Source organism: Burkholderia sp. E168m15, from assembly GCF_016586105.1.
In the GTDB taxonomy this organism is placed as follows: domain Bacteria; phylum Pseudomonadota; class Gammaproteobacteria; order Burkholderiales; family Burkholderiaceae; genus Burkholderia; species Burkholderia orbicola.
Map to the genome: position 1 here is coordinate 1 of NZ_BCPO01000222.1, position 16,546 is coordinate 16,546.

Consider the following 16,546-nt stretch of genomic DNA (forward strand, 5'->3'; position numbering starts at 1 on the left):
ATCGTGCAGCTTGCGGATCACTTCGTAATCATCGGGATAATTCTGCGAGCCGCCGCCCGCGTCGATCACGCCCGTCACGCCGAGCCGGTTCAGCTCGCGCATGAAGTGGCGCGTCGAGTTGTACTGATACTCGAACGGCAGCTTCGGGCCTTTCGCGAGCGTCGCGTAGAGGATCGTCGCGTTCGGGTTCGCGAGCAGCAGGCCGGTCGGGTTGCCTGCGGCATCGCGCAGGATCGTGCCGCCCGGTGGCTCGGGCGTGTCCTTCGTATAACCGACCACCCGCAGCGCGGCCGCGTTCAGCAGCGCGCGATCGTACAGGTGCAGGATGAACACCGGCGTATCAGGCGCGACTGCGTTCAGTTCTTCGATCGTCGGCAGCCGTTTCTCCACGAACTGATGTTCGGTGAAGCCGCCGACCACGCGCACCCACTGCGGCGCCGGCGTGATCGCGACCTGCTGCTTGAGCATCTCCATCGCGAGCGCAAGCGACGGCACGCCGTCCCAGCGCAGCTCCATGTTGTAGTTCAGTCCACCACGAATCACGTGGCAGTGGTTGTCGATCAGACCCGGCAGCACGCCGCGGCCGCCGAGATCGACGACCTTCGTCGCGCGGCCCGCGAGCGGCATCACGTCGGCTTCGCTGCCAACGGCGACGAAGCGTCCGGCGGCAATCGCGACCGCCGTCGCGACAGGGTTCGCGCGATCGAGCGTCGTGAATCGTCCGTTATGCAGGATCAGATCCGGTTGGGTCACGGTTGCGGTCATATGCATCACCTCTTGTTGATCAGAAGCCAAAGAGTTGTTTCACGGGGGGTAAGGCTTGCGCGCCGATCAGCATGCCGAGCAACCCGACCAGCGCAATCAGCGGCGGTGCGGGAGAGCGAACCTTGATGGCGCTGTAAATCACACCGATCAGCACACCCGCGCCAAGGGAAACCAGATAGGGTTCCATGCAATAAATCTCCCGGACAATTTCAAATGCAGGGGGCTGTGTTTCGGCCCGCATGCCGCGGGCAACATTCGTGTTTCGTCACGTCCGCCGCCCGCGGCAAGGGAGCCCATGCGACGCGTTCACCTCGAACCCGCCGCACCGGCATCGGCGGTTGCCCGTCGTCCGCGCTTACTTCGCCGGCACGGGCGCAATCGACTCGTGCGGCGTCGCGGTGCGCTGCGGGGCCTTGTGGAGCATCGTGTACGCGTAGTCCACGCCCATCCCGTAGGCGCCCGAATGCTCCTTCGCGATCGCCATCACCGCGTCATACGTCTCGCGGCGTGCCCAGTCGCGTTGCCATTCGAGCAGGACCTGCTGCCACGTGACCGGCACGACGCCGGCCTGCACCATGCGCTGCATCGCGATGTCGTGCGCGGCCTGCGTCGTGCCGCCCGATGCGTCGGAAACCATGTAGATTTCGTAGTCGCCTTCGAGCATCGCGCAGAGCGCGAACGTCGTATTGCAGACTTCGGTCCACAGGCCCGACACGACCACCTTCTTGCGGCCGTTCGCGGCGAGCGCGTCGCGCACCTTCTGGTCGTCCCACGAGTTCATCGACGTGCGTTCGAGCGTCTTCTGGTTCGGGAACACGTCGAGCAGCTCGGGATAGGTGTGGCCCGAGAAGCTCTCGCTTTCGACCGTCGTGATCGTGGTGGGGATGTTGAAGACCTTCGCGGCCTTCGCGAGCCCGACGACGTTGTTCTTCAGCGTCTGCCGATCGATCGACTGCACGCCGAACGCCATCTGCGGCTGCTGGTCAATGAAGATCAGCTGGCTGTTGTGCGGAGTAAGTACTTCAAGCTTCGGATTGCTCATGGTGGTGATGTCCTTTGACGCGGAGAAAAATGAGGCTTGCCTGGCCGACGCATCCGCGAGGCATCCAATGCGCCATGTCGGAAGCGTCGGCAGTCGGCCTGCGTCATTCAATACGCGAAATTTCGACCGCACCAGTTAATTGTTCTGATTCTCGTCACGCCCTGAATTCAGACTGAAAAGATCTGAATTTCATTGAATCGGCTCACGACGAACGCGCAGACCTGATAGGCTGGCCCAAGACTTTCGGATCGACGCCAGACCGGTACTTGTCCATATTTTTAACGGCCGTCATTCCATTCCAGACCCATGAAACCGTACATTGCTTCGCTTCTCGCCGGCATCCTCGCCGGCGTCGTCTACGCGCTGATCGGCGTCCAATCGCCGGCGCCGCCCGCCATCGCCCTGGTCGGCCTGCTCGGCATTCTGGCCGGCGAACAGATTCTTCCCGTGGTGCGACGGATGTTCGACGGCATCCGGCTGGGAACCGCATGGCGCGATGCGAAGTGCAGCCAGCACATGTTCGGCGCGCTGCCCGGCGCACACGCCGATGCTGCCGCGAAGCACCGCGAATCGACACCGACGTGACAGGCGGACGTCGAGCGAACGCGGCGGCGGCCCCGGCCGTCGGCGCACATGCGTGCGTGCCTCGGTACGTCGGATGACGAACCGTTGTGAACAGTATTGGATTGAGTGTCGCTCGACGGCGCGATACCGCCTGATGCCCTTGTCGTAGCGAAACTCGTCATGAAACTGTCTTTCGAAGCACTCGAGGCACTGGACGCGATCGACCGCACCGGTACGTTTGCCGACGCGGCGGAGTTGGTGCACCGCGTGCCGTCCGCACTGACCTATCTCGTACAAAAGCTCGAGAGCGATCTCGACGTCGCGTTGTTCGATCGCAGCGGGCGTCGGGCGAAGCTCACGCGCGCGGGCCGCGTCGTCGTCGAGGAAGGCCGTCGTCTGCTTCATGCCGCCGAACAGCTTGAACGGAAAGCGCAGCGCGCGCAGCAAGGTTGGGAAACCGAAGTTCGCGTCTGCATCGCCGAGATACTACCCTTCGACCTGATGTGGCCATACGTCCACGCGTTCTACGCACTTGACATGGACACGCGACTGCGACTCTCCACCGAAGTGCTCGGCGGCACCTGGGATGCGCTGATCTCGCGGCGGGCCGATCTGATCGTCGGCGCGGCGGGCGAGCCGCCGGAACTGCCGGACATCGTGGCGCAGCCAATCGGCACGCTCCGGCACGTATTCGCGGTCGCTCCGACCCATCCGCTCGCTGCACTGCCCGAACCGCTGTCGATGGCGTCGATCGTCGAGTATCGCGGCGCGGTGATCTCCGACACGTCCCGCGAGCTTCAGCCGCAGTCGGTCGCGGTTGATGCTGGCCAACCGTATCTCGCGGTGCCGACGCTCGCGGCGAAACTGGCCGCGCAATGCGAAGGACTCGCGGTAGGCACGCTCCCGGACTGCATCGCGGCGCCCGCGATCGCGCAAGGCAGGCTTGTCGCGCGGGAAGTCACCGGCATGCGCGACACGACCCATTGCTATATCGCGTGGCGCACCGACGAAGCCGGGCGCGCGCTCCGCTGGTGGGTCGAACAGCTCGGACACCCGGACCTCGTCGACCGGTTCACCACGCCCGCGTGACGCTGCGCTTTCTGCGAACGGTCGAGCGGTCTCGCGCTGACCGACCTGCATCGAGCCGTTCTCGAAATCGGCGTTAAAGGAAATGAAGAAGCGCAGCGCGGCTTCGCCGCCGCCCCGGTCGCGCACGCAGCCGACGCCGCGTGCGGAATCGGCGTTCAGCGCGACGCGGACGGCTCGCCGGTCCGGCCAGAGCGCCAGGTGAGGAAACCGAGCGCCGCGAGCGGCAGCGCCAGTGCCCAGAATCCGGCGTACACGTAGGCGCTCGCCCCGGCGCCCGCGCCGAGCGCGAACCCGACCACCGGCGGCAACGTGCGTCGCAGCCGCGCGCGTGCGGCTTCCCGTTCGGCCGGCGCGGCGATCGGCACCAGCCAGTCGAATGCATCGATGACCGCCTGCGTGACGTTTCCGGTCATCACGGTGTTCGCGACGACGGTGCGCGCGGTCAACCGGCCGTGCGCGTTCTGCACGCCCATTGCCGCCGCGCCCAGCAGCCCGCAGACGATCGTCGCGGGCGCATCGGCGCTGCCGATCGGCGACGCCGCGACGCCCGCGAGCATGAATCCGGCCAGCAGGATCGTCTGCAGTGCGTACAGCGAGCGCGCCCGCACGCCATGCCCGCGCACGCGCATCCGGTGATCGAGCACGCGGGCGGCGACGATGCCCGCGATAAATGCCGGAAACGCGAGCCACTTGATCATGAGACCCTGGCCGACCCCGGCGAGGCCCGAGCCGATCAGGATGAAGTTGCCGGTGACGTGCGCGGTAAAGAGCCCGAACAGCGCGACGAAGCCGAGCGTGTCGACGTAGCCGGCGATCGATGCGAGGAACACATCCTCGCCCCGCAGGCGATCGGGGGCCGCCGCGCCCGCTGCCGTTACTTGCGCGGGCTGCATGTCGTGGCTTCCGCGGTTGTGTCGATGGTGTGCGCATCGCGAACCTGCGCGGCGAGCGCACGCGACGGCGCCGGCACGAGCGGGATCGCATGCTTGCGGACAACGATGCCGAACAGGCGCGCCAGCGCGGTCAGCGGCGGCGCAGGCGACTGCACGCGCACGAGGGGGTGCAGGAGGCCGACTGCGATGCGGGCTCCCGGCGAGATCAGGTAAGGCATGGTCCGTTCCGGTTGTGCCGCCGGCCGGGCCGGCCGAAAGGCTTCGGCCTCGTGCGGCGGCTCGGGAACAAGACTACGGAAGGCGGCCCTGAAAGTCATGGCGGCGAACTGAATCGTTCTGAACGTGCGGTGCGGCGCGGTGACGCATGCGCGCGACGACCGCCGACGAGCCGGCAGCCGTGCCGCCGCCTCGCATCGGAATTCAGAACGATTCAGCCACGACGTGCGTCGCGTGGCCTATGCTCGGACAGCATCGGACGCGAGCCGTATCGCGCACCGTCCGCATCGAACCAGGATTCCCACATGACGACCGACACGCTCGCACTCACCCATCACACCATTACGGCGAACGGCATCCGCCAGCACGTCATCGATGCCGGCGCGGGGCCCGTCGTCGTGCTGCTGCACGGCTTCCCCGAAACCAGTTTTGCATGGCGCTTCCAGATTCCGGTGCTCGCGCGGCACTATCGCGTGATCGTGCCCGACCTGCGCGGCTACGGCGAAACCGACAAGCCCGCGGCCGGCTACGACAAGCGCAACATGGCGCGCGATCTCGCCGCGCTGCTCGATGCGCTCGGCATCGAGCGCATCGCGCTCGTCGGGCACGATCGCGGCGCACGCGTCGCGACGCGTTTCGCGAAGGACTTCCCCGAACGCGTCGAGCGGCTCGTCGTGATGGACAACGTGCCGACGCGCATCGTCGCGCAGAACATGACCGCGCAAACGGCGCGCGCGTACTGGTTCTTCCTGTTCCATCAGGTGCCCGACCTGCCGGAGGCGCTGATCGCCGGCAAGGAAGCCGAATGGCTCAGCTACTTTTTCGCCGACTGGTGCTACAACCCGCACGCGATCTCGGGCGATGCGTTCGACACGTACGTGCGTGCGTACCGACGCCCGGGGGCCGTGCGCGGCGCGCTGGCCGACTATCGCGCGAACGCGGAAGACGTGCAGCAGGACCTCGTCGATGCGGACGTCAGGATCGCGTGCCCGACCATGGCGATCTGGGGCGAGGATTTCTACGCGGTGGGCAAGATGTTCGACATGAAGGCCGTATGGGAAGGCATGGCGACCCACTTGCGTGCCGAGCCGATCGCGCAGTGCGGGCATCTGCCGCACGAGGAGCAGCCCGAGCGCGTGAACGCGCTGCTGGTCGATTTCCTGCGCGGCTGGGCCGGCTGACGCCACGCGCGCCGCACACGGCATCATCGGGGAACATCGAATGGAACACGGATCGCGCCGCAAGGCCGTCATCGCCGGCGGATCGGTCGGCGGGCTGTTCGCGGCGACCGCGCTGCGCGCGGCCGGCTGGGACGTCCGCGTCTTCGAGCAATCGCCGCACGCACTCGACAGCCGCGGCGGCGGCATCGTGCTGCAACCGCCGATCGAGCGCGCGTTCGCGTTCGGCGGTGTGCCGCTGCCGCGCGAGACCGGCGTCGATTCGATCGACCGGATCTACGTCGATGCGCACGACCGGATCGTGCAGCGCTTCGCGATGCCGCAGACGCAGACGGGCTGGAACGTGATCTACACGGCGCTCAAGCGTGCGCTGCCCGCCGGCGTCATCCACGCGGGCGACGCGTTCGAGCGGTTCGAACCGGACGGCGAGCGGATCGTCGCGCACTTCGCGAGCGGCCGCGCCGAGACGGCCGACCTGCTGATCGGCGCGGACGGCGGCCGCTCGACCGTGCGCGCGCAATTGCTGCCGGACGTGCGGCCGACGTATGCGGGCTATGTCGCGTGGCGCGGGCTCGTCGACGAACACACGCTGCCCGAGCAGGTGCTGGTTCTGCTGCGCGAACGCTTCACGTTCCAGCAAGGCGACCGGCACCTGTTCCTGACCTATCTGGTGCCCGGCGCCGACGGCACGATCGAACCGGGCAAACGGCGCGTGAACTGGGTGTGGTACCGGCGTCTCGCATCCGACCGGATGCCGTCGCTGTTCGTTACGCGCGACGGCACGCAGCGCGACGGGTCGCTTGCCGCCCGGTGCGATGCGCGACGACCACCGCGCGGAACTCGTCGACGCCGCCGACCGGATGCTCGCGCCGACGCTCGCCGCGCTCGTCGATGCAACCACCGCGCCGTTCGCGCAGGCGATCCTCGATCTCGCGGTCGAGCGGATGGCTGTCGGGCGCGCGGTGCTGCTCGGCGATGCCGCATGCATGGTGCGCCCGCACACGGCGGCGGGCGTCGCGAAAGCGGCGGACGACGCGGTCGGCCTCGCCGAAGCCGTGCGCGACGTCGCACGCGGCGCCGCGTTCGATGCCGCGCTGGCCGGCTGGGACGCCCGTCAGCGCACCGCCAGCGCAGCGATCGCCGCGCGCGGGATCGCGCTCGGCGCGCGGCTGATGGGCGCGTCGTGAGCGTGCGCCGGCCGGGTGTCGACTGTATGGCGGTGCGGGTCGAATTCGGGATTCAGCGCGTGCAGCACGCTGGCGCGCCCACCGTCGTCATCGGGCAGTAGCGGCTGCCCGCGCGCGAAAGCCGGGGCCGCGGCCGCCGCGAGCCACGCGGCGATCGCCAGCCCGGCCACGCATGTCGATACGGCGCCCCGCTTCATTGCGCGCTCGCGGTCGACACGGTGGCCGACGACGTCGCGGCCATTGCCGTGGGCCGGTCGCCATGCGCGATCGCATACAGATCGCGATTGCGTGCGATCGTCTGCGTGCTCGGCGGATAGTCCCAGTTCGACGTCGGCAGCGTGCCGTCGCGCTCCGCCTGAATCAGGTCGGCACGCACGTCAGCGCGCGTGACCGTATGGTCGGCAGATTGCGCGAATGCGACGATCGGTGCGCTCAGCGCACAGGAAAGCAATGCTGCACGAATCAGCGTGTTCATGATGTTCACCTCTCGAAGATAGCGTGTTTGCGTCCGCAGATCAGGCCGGACATCCGCTCCGCATCGATGCGATGAGGAGTGGTGTCCATTCTGCGATTCGCGCGCTGTCCGGAAGGTGAAGCTTCGATTACGGTCCTGTCATCTATCGCGGCCGCGCCGCACGGCGGCGTCGGTCAGCGCGTCACGGTTTCGGTGTTTCGCACGCTGCCGAGAAACCGCGTCAACTCCACCGTCTGCGGCCGCTCGAAGATCTCGTCGGCCGTCCCGCTCTCCCACACACGCCCCTGGTGCATGAACACGATCCGGTCGCTCACCGCACGCGCGAAGTTCATCTCGTGCGTGACCATGATCAGCGTCATGTCCTCGCGCGCGAGTTGCTCGACCACGCCCAGCACCTCGCCGACGAGCTCCGGATCGAGCGCGGACGTGATTTCGTCGCACAGCAGCACACTCGGCTTCATCGCGAGCGCCCGCGCGATCGCCACGCGCTGCTGCTGGCCGCCCGACAACTGTTCCGGAAACGCGTCGAACTTGTCGCCGAGGCCGACGCGCTCGAGCATCAGTTCCGCGATCGCGCGCGCCTGCTGGCGGTGCGCCTTCTTCACCACCGACTGCGCGAGCATCACGTTCTGCCCGGCGCTCAGGTGCGGAAACAGGTTGTACTGCTGGAACACCATGCCGACCTTCAGCCGCAGCGCGCGCAGGTCCGCGTGCCGCGCATCGACGCGTTCGCCGTCGACCGAAATCGTGCCCGCGTCGATGCTCTCGAGCCCGTTGAGCGTGCGCAGCAGCGTGCTCTTGCCCGAGCCGCTGCGGCCGATGATCGAGACGACCTGCCCGCGCTCGACGGAGAAATCGATGCCCTTGAGCACATGATGGGTGCCGAAGTTCTTTTCGAGACCCCGGGTTTCAACGAGCGGCATGCCATCTCCTTTGCAACGTGCGCGCATAACGGGTAAGCGGATAACAGAGCGCGAAATAGATCAGCGCGACGAGGCCATACACGACGAACGGCCGGAACGTCGCGTTCGAGATCGCGATGCCGACCTTCGTCAGCTCGGTGAAGCCGATGATCGACACCAGCGCCGTATCCTTCACGGCCTGCACGCCGAAACCGACCGTCGGCGCGATCGCGATGCGCGCGGCCTGCGGCAGGATCACGTGACGCAATTGCTCGACGTAGCTCATCGCCAGGCTGGCCGACGCCTCCCACTGCCCTTTCGGCACGGCCTCGACACAGCCGCGCCAGATCTCGGCCAGATATGCGCTGGTGAAGAACGTGAGCCCCGCCGTGGCCGCCACCCACGGCGGCACGTCGAGCCCGACGAGCGGCAGGCCGAAGAACACGATGAACAGTTGCATCAGCAACGGGGTGCCCTGGAACACTTCGATATAGAGCTTCGCGATACCGCGCAGCACCGTCGAGCCCGACACGCGCATCACGAGCAGCCCGAGGCCGACGAGGCCGCCCGTCACGAACGACACGATCGACAGCACGATCGTCCAGCGCGCGGCCAGCAGCAGGTTCGCGAGAATCTGCCCGAACGTGAAATCGGTCATCGCGCACCTCGCACGCGGCGGGTGAACAGGCGGCGGCCCATCGCGCCGAGCGTGGCGCGCAGCAGCAGCGCCATCGCCAGATACGCGAGCGTGATCACGAAATACGTCTCGAACGCGCGGAAGTTGCGCGACTGAATGTAGCTGGCCGCGTAGGTCAGGTCGGCCACCGAGATCTGCGACACGACGGCCGAGCCGAGCATCGTGATCACGATCTGGCTCGACAGCGCGGGAAACACCTTGGCGAGCGCCTGCGGCAGCACGACGTGGCGCAGCATCTGCGCGCGCGACATCGCCAGCGCGGACGCGGCCTCCAGATGCCCTTTCGGCACGGCGGCCACGCCCGCGCGCACGATCTCGACCGAGTACGCGCCGAGATTGAGCGTCATCGCGAGGATCGCGGCCGTGTATTCGTCGATGTGCACGCCGAGCGCCGGCAAGCCGAAGAAGATGAAGAACAGCTGGACGACGAACGGCGTATTGCGAATCGCCTCGACGTACGCGCCGATCAGCGGGCGCAAGCGCACGGCCGCGCGCGCGTCGGCACTGTACGCGGCCGCGCCGAGCACGCCGACCGCCACGCCGAGCACGGTCGCGACCGCGGTCAGCGCGAGCGTGATCGCCGCGCCGCTCGCGAACACGCCGACGTACTCGGACAGTTCGCCGAATTGAAGCTGGTAGCTCATGGGAAGGAGATGAATTCGGGTTCGGACAACGACACGCGCCACGCCGGGCACCCCGGCCGCGGCGACGTATCAGGCGACACGGCGATGCGTCACAGTCCGGCCGGCAACGGCTGGCCGAGCCACTTGCGCGACATCTCGCCCAGCGAGCCGTCCTGCTTCGCATGCGCGATCGCATCGTCGATCTTCGCGAGCAGGCGCGGTTCGTTCTTGTTGACGCCGACGAAGCACGGCGAATTCTTGATCACGAACTTGACCTCGGGGCGGCGCGGCGGATTCTTCGCGAGAATCGCCGCCGCGACGATGTTGCCGGCCGCGATCAACTGGACCTGCCCCGACAGGAACGCCTGGATCGTCGCGTTGTTGTCCTCGAAGCGCTTGATCGTCGCGTTCGGCGCGAGCTGCGACAGCGCGATCTCCTCGAGCGCGCCGCGCGTCGCGCCGACCGTCTTGCCGGTGAGGTCGGCCGGCGTGCTCACTTTCACGTCGGACGGCCCGAACACGCCCTGGAAATACGGTGCGTACGCGCTCGAGAAGTCGATGACCTTCTCGCGTTCGGGCGTCTTGCCGAGCGACGAGATCACCATGTCGACCTTGTTGGTCGTCAGGTACGGAATCCGGTTCGCGCTGTTCACGGGCACCAGCTTCAGCTTGACGCCGAGCGACTTGGCAAGGAGTCCTGCCATGTCGATGTCGTAGCCCTGCGGCTGCATGTCCGTGCCGACCGAACCGAACGGCGGATAGTCCTCGGGCACCGCGACGCGCAGCGTGCCGTTTTTCGCGATGGTGTCGAGCGCATCGGCATGGGCCGGCGCGGCGGCGAACAGCGCGATCACGGGGGCGGCGAACAGCGCAGCCAGCCAGGTGCGTCGGGGGAACGGTCGGGTCGTCGGGCTCACGGTGAATCTTCCTTGTCTGGTATGTCGTCGGGCTGCGCGCAACGATTGCGCGGCCGACACCACTCCAGCAAAAACCGGGCCATCGCCGGGAAACGCTTGCCCCACCGGCATGAGCCGGACATTTCAGCGAACCCTTCGGCGAACCGAATTCCTCATTTCGGTGCATGAACCGGCACCATCGGTAACCGTTGCCCTCGCAGTGCGCGCCGGCGCACCAAATTACCTAACCGGTTCACCCATCGCCGCGGCCGTTATGCGCGGATTCGAACACGCCCAGTCCAAATTTGCATTCCGTTTGTGGCGGGAATTACGGCTGAATACGTTCGCGACGTACCGTGCCTTTCGTCACGTCCGACGAATCGCGATCAGGACGAGCACGCCGGATTCCGCGCGCGAGTCCGCCGGTACCGGTGGTCCCGATCGTCCCGCGATCGGGATGAATTCAATCCCATCCGTGTGCGAGGATACCGTCATGGCATCGATTCCCGAACCGTCGACAACCGGCGAAACCGACAAACGCAGCTGGCTCGAATCGCACGAAGCCGGCTATCACAAGACCCTCGGCAATCGACAGGTGCAGATGATCGCGATCGGCGGGGCCATCGGCACCGGGCTGTTCCTCGGGGCCGGCGCCCGGCTGCAGGCCGCCGGCCCGGCGCTCGCGATCGTCTATCTGGTCTGCGGCGCGTTTTCGTTCCTGATCCTGCGCGCGCTCGGCGAGCTGGTGATGCATCGCCCCAGCAGCGGCAGCTTCGTGTCGTACGCGCGCGAATTCCTCGGCGAAAAGGCGTCGTTCGTCGCCGGCTGGATGTACTTCCTGAACTGGGCGATGACCGGCATCGTCGACATCACCGCCGTCGCGCTCTACATGCATTACTGGGCGCCGTTCGCGGCCGTGCCGCAGTGGATCTTCGCGCTCGTCGCGCTCTGCATCGTCGCGACGATGAACCTGATCGGCGTGAAGTGGTTCGCCGAGATGGAATTCTGGTTCGCGCTGATCAAGGTCGCCGCGATCGTGCTGTTTCTCGTGATCGGCACGGCGATCCTCGGCACGGGCATGCCGGTGGCCGGCCATGGCACCGGCATGCATCTGATCACCGACAACGGCGGGTTCTTCCCGCACGGGTTGATGCCGGCGCTGGTGCTGGTGCAGGGTGTGGTGTTCGCGTTCGCGGGCGTCGAACTGGTCGGCACGGCCGCCGGCGAATGCAAGGACGCGCGCAAGGTGCTGCCGCGCGCGATCAACAACGTGATCTGGCGCATCGCGATCTTCTACGTCGCATCGGTCGTGCTGCTGGTCTGCCTGCTGCCGTGGAGCGCGTACAAGGCGGGCCAGAGCCCGTTCGTCACGTTCTTCGGCGCGCTCGGCGTGCCGGGCATCGGCTCGGTGATGAACCTGGTGGTGCTCACGGCCGCGCTGTCGAGCCTCAACTCCGGCCTGTATTCGACCGGGCGCGTATTGCGTTCGCTGTCGATGGGCGGCTCCGCCCCCGCGTTCCTCGCGCGAATGAGCGGGCAATCCGTGCCGTACGCGGGCATTCTGGTGACGGTCGCGATCTACGTGGTCGGCGTGCTGCTCAACTATCTCGTGCCGTCGAGCGTGTTCGAGATCGTGCTGAACATCGCGTCGCTCGGCATCATCAGCACCTGGGGCTTCATCGTCGTGTGCCAGATGAAGTTCCGCGCCGCGGTCAGGCGCGGCGAGGTCGAGGACGTATCGTTCAGGATGCCGGGCGCGCCCGTCACGTCGTGGCTCACGCTGCTGTTCCTGCTCGGCGTGCTGGTGCTGATGGCGTTCGACTATCCGAACGGGACGTGGACGATCGCGTCGATCCCGCTGGTCGCGCTGCTGCTCGTGGCCGGCTGGAAGTGGCTGAGCCGTCGCGCGCGCCGCGCGCTGCTCAAGCCGACGATTCCGTCGATCGCGCTCACGCAGAACGTGCTCGAGAAAGGCGAGAACTGACGCGCGGCGGCATGTGCGCCGTCCGTTGAACGATCCGCCGCCGGGCTGCCGACGGCGGGCGCCGAACGCGCTCAGTGATGCTCGTACAACGGCTGCGTGTCGAGCGACGCGAGCGACGATGTCGCCGTCCTGGCCGCGTCGGTCGGCTGGGCAGCGGCCGATTGCGCTTGCTGCGCGACGACCTTCGCTTCCGCGGCCTGGATGTCTTCGGGATAGTACGGATCGCTGCCGATGGGCCGATAACCGGCCTTTTCGACGCGGACGAGATCGGCACGCACCTCGGCGCGGGTAACCGCATGGTCGGTGGTTTGCGCAAATGCGACGATCGGCGCGCTCAGTGCGCAGGACAGCAGGACTGCACGAATCAGGTTGTTCATGATGTTCACCTCTCAAAGATGGCGTGTTCGCGTCCGCAGATCAGGCCGGACATCCGCTCCCCATCGATGCGATGAAGAGTTGGATTCATTCTGCGATTCACGCGCTTTCCTGAAGGTGAGGCTTCGATTACGGTTTTGTTATCTGGGCGCCGGCGCCGGTCGGTCGCCACGCACTCGCGCGCCCGCACAGATAACGGTTTCGTAATCCTCGAGTCAGGGTCGGGTCAACGCCGCGCCGGCAGACTGCGTGCTCGTCGCATCGAATGCGCATCCGAGCCCTGCTTCGAGGAGCACCATCATGTGGATCGTCCGGCTGGCGTTACGCAGGCCCTACACGTTCGTCGTACTCGCGCTGCTGATCTTCATCGCGGGGCCGCTCGCGCTGCTGCGCACGCCCACCGACATCTTCCCGAGCATCGACATTCCGGTCGTCAGCATCGTCTGGTCGTACAACGGCTTCTCCGCGGAGGATATGGCCAAGCGGATCACGTCGAACTACGAACGCGCGCTCACGTCCGACGTCGACGACATCGAGCACATCGAGTCGCAGTCGCTGAACGGCGTGTCGGTCGTGAAGATCTTCTTCCACCCGGGCGCCGACATCAATCGCGCGATCGCGGAAGCCGCGAGCAACGCCGCGTCGATCCTGCGCATCCTGCCGCCCGGCACGCTGCCGCCGAACATCATCACGTACAACGCGTCGACGGTCCCGATCCTGCAGCTCGGGCTGTCGAGCGACACGCTCGCCGAGCAGCAGCTGTACGACCTCGGCAACAGCTTCATCCGCACGCAGCTCGCGACCGTCCAGGGCGCGGCCGTGCCGCTGCCGTTCGGCGGCAAGATCCGCCAGATCGTCGTCGATCTCGATACGCGCGCGCTGCAGGCGAAGGGGCTCGCGCCGATCGACGTCGTCAACGCGATCAACGCGCAGAACCTGATCCTGCCGGGCGGCACCGCGAAGATCGGCACGCACGAATACAACGTGCAGATGAACGGCAGCACGCAGACCGTCGCCGCGCTGAACGATCTGCCGGTGAAGACGATCGGCGGCACCGTCGTGTACGTGCGCGACGTCGCGCACGTTCGCGACGGCTACGCGCCGCAGACCAACATCGTGCGGGTGGACGGCAAGCGCGCGGCGCTGCTGACGGTCGAGAAGACCGGCAGCGCATCGACGCTGACGATCATCGACCAGGTGAAGGCGATGCTGCCGAAGATCGCGGCCGGGCTGCCGAAGGCGCTGCACATCGCGCCGCTCGACGATCAGTCCGTGTTCGTGAAGGCGGCCGTTCAGGGCGTCGTGCGCGAAGCGCTGATCGCCGCGTGCCTGACCGCGCTGATGATCCTGCTGTTCCTCGGCAGCTGGCGCGCGACGCTGATCATCGCGATCACGATCCCGCTCGCGGTGCTCACGTCGCTGCTCGCGCTGTCCGCGCTCGGCCAGACCATCAACATCATGACGCTCGGCGGGCTCGCGCTCGCGGTCGGGATCCTCGTCGACGACGCGACCGTCGCGATCGAGAACATCACGCATCATCTCGAGCTCGGTGCGCCGCTCGAGGAGGCCATCCTGACCGGCTCGGGAGAGATCGCGGTGCCGACCTTCGTGTCGACGCTGTCGATCTGCATCGTGTTCGTGCCGATGTTCCTGCTCACGGGTGTCGCGCGCTATCTGTTCGTGCCGCTCGCCGAAGCCGTGATCTTCGCGATGATCGCGTCGTACTTCTTCTCGCGCACGCTGGTGCCGACGCTCGCGATGGCGCTGATGCGCGCCAAAGGCAGCGGCCGGCCGCCGCGCGGCGTATTCGCACCCCTCGTGCATGTGGCGCGCTTCCAGGCCGCGTTCGAGCATCGCTTCGAGGCCGTGCGGCTGCGCTATCGCGCGCTGCTGTCGGCGGCGATCGCGCGGCGCCGCCGCTTCGCGGCCGCGTTCCTGCTCGCCTGCGTCGCATCGACGGGCCTCTACGCGTTCGCGGGGCAAGACTTCTTCCCGTCGGTCGACACCGGCGAGATCCGCCTGCATCTGCGCGCGCCGACCGGCACGCGGATCGAGGAAACCGCGCGGCTCACCGACGAAGTCGAAGCGAAGATCCGCGGCGTGATTCCGGCGAACCAGCTCGCGGGCGTGCTCGACAACATCGGCGTGCCGGTGAGCGGGATCAACCTGACGTACGACTCGTCGGACCCGATCGGCACCGAGGACGCCGACGTGCTCGTCACGCTGAAACCGGATCATGCGTCGACGGCCGCGTACGTCGCGAAGCTGCGCAACGTGCTCGCACAGTCGTTCCCCGGCGTGACGTTCGCGTTCCTGCCGGCCGACATCGTCAGCCAGATCCTCAACTTCGGGCTGCCCGCGCCGATCGACATCCAGATCGTCGGCAACAAGCTCGACCAGAACCGTGCGGTCGCGAATGCGCTGCTCGCGAAGCTGCGCGGCGTGCGCGGGCTCGTCGACGCGCGCATCCAGCAGCCCGGCGACGAGCCGGCGATCAACGTGAACGTCGATCGCACGAAGGCGATCCAGGCCGGCCTCGAACAGCGCGACGTCGCGCAGAACCTGCTGATCGCGCTGTCCGGCAGCTCGCAGACGACGCCGAACTTCTGGCTCGATCCGCGCAACGGCGTCAGCTATCCGGTGCTCGTGCAGACGCCGCAATACACGGTGAATTCGCTGCAGTCGCTCGCGAACGTGCCGCTGCCCGCCGGCACCGCACGCTCGCCGCAGACGCCGGCCGGTGGCCCGGCCGCGGGCGCGCCCGCGCAGAACCTGCTCGGCGCGCTCGGCTCGTTCTCGCGCGCGACGCAGCAGGCCGTGGTGTCGCACTACAACGTGCAGCCGGTGCTCGACATCTTCGCGTCGGTGCAGGGGCGCGACCTCGGCGGCGTCACGGGCGACGTGACGAAGCTCGTCGACGCCGCGCGCGCGCAACTGCCGCCCGGCGCGTCGATCGTGCTGCGCGGCCAGGTGCAGGCGATGCACGAGTCGTTCACGGGCCTGCTCGGCGGCCTCGCGCTCGCGATCTCGCTGGTCTACCTGCTGATGGTCGTGAACTTCCAGTCGTGGCTCGATCCGCTCGTGATCGTCGGCGGCCTGCCCGCATCGCTCGCCGGCATCGCATGGATGCTGTTCGTCACGCGCACCACGCTGTCGGTGCCCGCGCTGACCGGCACGATCCTGTGCATCGGCATCGCGACCGCGAACAGCATCCTCGTCGTGAACGCGGCGCGCGAGCTGCTCGCGGGCGGCGAGCCGCCGTGGCAGGCGGCGCTCGACGCCGGCTTCGCCCGCTTCCGGCCCGTCGTGATGACCGCGCTCGCGATGCTGATCGGCATGCTGCCGATGGCGCTCGGCCTCGGCGACGGCGGCGAGCAGAACGCGCCGCTCGGCCGCGCGGTGATCGGCGGCCTCGCGTTCGGCACGGTGTCGACGCTGCTGTTCGTGCCGGTGCTGTTCGGCTTCGTCCACGCGTGGCTCGCGCGGCGTCGCGACGCCGCGGCAGCGCGGCACGCGCAGCACGCACCCGATACGCCGGCGCTGCGTTGAGCGCGGACGTCCGCCCCTTCTCATCCTTCGATTCGCCCGCCCCCGGACCCATCATGAACGACTCGATCGAACCCGTCGCCCCGCCGCCCGCCGCCGAAGCGGCCACCGTGG

The 16,546-nt window shown here is 67.4% G+C and carries 16 protein-coding genes and 1 pseudogene; 6 read left to right on the top strand and 11 right to left on the bottom strand.

Features of this window, described 5'->3' with window-relative positions; genetic code table 11:
• The 3 genes from JMF86_RS33775 to JMF86_RS33785 all read right to left on the bottom strand — a co-directional run.
• Positions 1-765: amidohydrolase family protein (locus JMF86_RS33775; protein WP_201317369.1), on the bottom strand; the 765-nt coding region annotated here is incomplete at its 3' end.
• Positions 766-784: 19 nt separating this feature from the next.
• Complete coding sequence (locus JMF86_RS33780) at positions 785-952, bottom strand: DUF1427 family protein (protein WP_012337465.1); 168 nt, start codon at positions 950-952, stop codon at positions 785-787.
• A gap of 168 nt (positions 953-1,120) precedes the next feature.
• On the bottom strand, positions 1,121-1,807 hold the full coding sequence (locus JMF86_RS33785) for a hydrolase (RefSeq protein ID WP_011545683.1): 687 nt from the start codon (positions 1,805-1,807) through the stop codon (positions 1,121-1,123).
• A 306-nt stretch (positions 1,808-2,113) separates the two neighbouring features.
• Here JMF86_RS33785 and JMF86_RS33790 point away from each other — a divergent pair, with 306 nt between their 5' ends.
• Entirely contained in the window at positions 2,114-2,392 is a 279-nt protein-coding gene (locus JMF86_RS33790) for a XapX domain-containing protein (RefSeq protein WP_074806934.1), read from the top strand.
• A 159-nt stretch (positions 2,393-2,551) separates the two neighbouring features.
• Positions 2,552-3,460, top strand: a complete 909-nt coding sequence (locus tag JMF86_RS33795) for a LysR family transcriptional regulator (RefSeq protein WP_175682288.1) — start codon at positions 2,552-2,554, stop codon at positions 3,458-3,460.
• A 155-nt stretch (positions 3,461-3,615) separates the two neighbouring features.
• Here JMF86_RS33795 and JMF86_RS33800 read toward each other — a convergent pair whose 3' ends face one another.
• Both JMF86_RS33800 and JMF86_RS33805 read right to left on the bottom strand, forming a co-directional pair.
• A complete protein-coding gene (locus JMF86_RS33800) occupies positions 3,616-4,353 on the bottom strand; it encodes a YoaK family protein (protein WP_059721750.1) in 738 nt (245 codons plus the stop codon).
• Positions 4,335-4,571, bottom strand: coding sequence for a DUF1427 family protein (locus tag JMF86_RS33805; protein ID WP_201317370.1), 237 nt, complete (start codon positions 4,569-4,571; stop codon positions 4,335-4,337). The genes JMF86_RS33800 and JMF86_RS33805 overlap by 19 nt, the downstream gene beginning before the upstream one ends.
• 303 nt (positions 4,572-4,874) lie before the next feature.
• Here JMF86_RS33805 and JMF86_RS33810 point away from each other — a divergent pair, with 303 nt between their 5' ends.
• A complete protein-coding gene (locus tag JMF86_RS33810; protein ID WP_077180543.1) occupies positions 4,875-5,750 on the top strand; it encodes an alpha/beta fold hydrolase in 876 nt (291 codons plus the stop codon).
• A 40-nt stretch (positions 5,751-5,790) separates the two neighbouring features.
• Positions 5,791-6,934: pseudogene (locus JMF86_RS33815) on the top strand (FAD binding domain-containing protein).
• A gap of 193 nt (positions 6,935-7,127) precedes the next feature.
• On the opposite strand, the gene JMF86_RS33820 reads toward JMF86_RS33815, so the two are convergent.
• From JMF86_RS33820 to JMF86_RS33840, 5 genes are all read right to left on the bottom strand, one after another.
• Positions 7,128-7,409, bottom strand: coding sequence for a DUF4148 domain-containing protein (locus tag JMF86_RS33820; RefSeq protein WP_201317371.1), 282 nt, complete (start codon positions 7,407-7,409; stop codon positions 7,128-7,130).
• Positions 7,410-7,582: 173 nt separating this feature from the next.
• Positions 7,583-8,332, bottom strand: a complete 750-nt coding sequence (locus JMF86_RS33825) for an amino acid ABC transporter ATP-binding protein (protein WP_006493844.1) — start codon at positions 8,330-8,332, stop codon at positions 7,583-7,585.
• Complete coding sequence (locus JMF86_RS33830; protein ID WP_201317372.1) at positions 8,319-8,969, bottom strand: amino acid ABC transporter permease; 651 nt, start codon at positions 8,967-8,969, stop codon at positions 8,319-8,321. The genes JMF86_RS33825 and JMF86_RS33830 overlap by 14 nt, the downstream gene beginning before the upstream one ends.
• Positions 8,966-9,652 carry an amino acid ABC transporter permease gene (locus JMF86_RS33835; RefSeq protein WP_011545692.1) on the bottom strand — a complete coding sequence of 229 codons (687 nt, stop codon included), beginning with the start codon at positions 9,650-9,652 and terminating at the stop codon, positions 8,966-8,968. The genes JMF86_RS33830 and JMF86_RS33835 overlap by 4 nt, the downstream gene beginning before the upstream one ends.
• An 89-nt stretch (positions 9,653-9,741) precedes the next feature.
• Positions 9,742-10,548 carry a transporter substrate-binding domain-containing protein gene (locus JMF86_RS33840; RefSeq protein WP_011694984.1) on the bottom strand — a complete coding sequence of 269 codons (807 nt, stop codon included), beginning with the start codon at positions 10,546-10,548 and terminating at the stop codon, positions 9,742-9,744.
• Between the two features lie 472 nt (positions 10,549-11,020).
• On the opposite strand from JMF86_RS33840, the gene ansP reads away from it, so the two are divergent.
• Positions 11,021-12,511 (top strand): L-asparagine permease, encoded by a 1,491-nt coding sequence (gene ansP / locus JMF86_RS33845; protein ID WP_011694983.1) that lies wholly within the window; start codon positions 11,021-11,023, stop codon positions 12,509-12,511.
• Between the two features lie 71 nt (positions 12,512-12,582).
• Here the strand turns inward: ansP and JMF86_RS33850 are convergent, their stop codons facing one another.
• Positions 12,583-12,888: a DUF4148 domain-containing protein gene (locus JMF86_RS33850; protein WP_011545695.1), complete on the bottom strand. Its 306-nt coding sequence runs from the start codon at positions 12,886-12,888 to the stop codon at positions 12,583-12,585.
• A 298-nt stretch (positions 12,889-13,186) separates the two neighbouring features.
• Here JMF86_RS33850 and JMF86_RS33855 point away from each other — a divergent pair, with 298 nt between their 5' ends.
• Entirely contained in the window at positions 13,187-16,435 is a 3,249-nt protein-coding gene (locus JMF86_RS33855) for an efflux RND transporter permease subunit (RefSeq protein ID WP_201317373.1), read from the top strand.
• Positions 16,436-16,546: the final 111 nt, after the last annotated feature.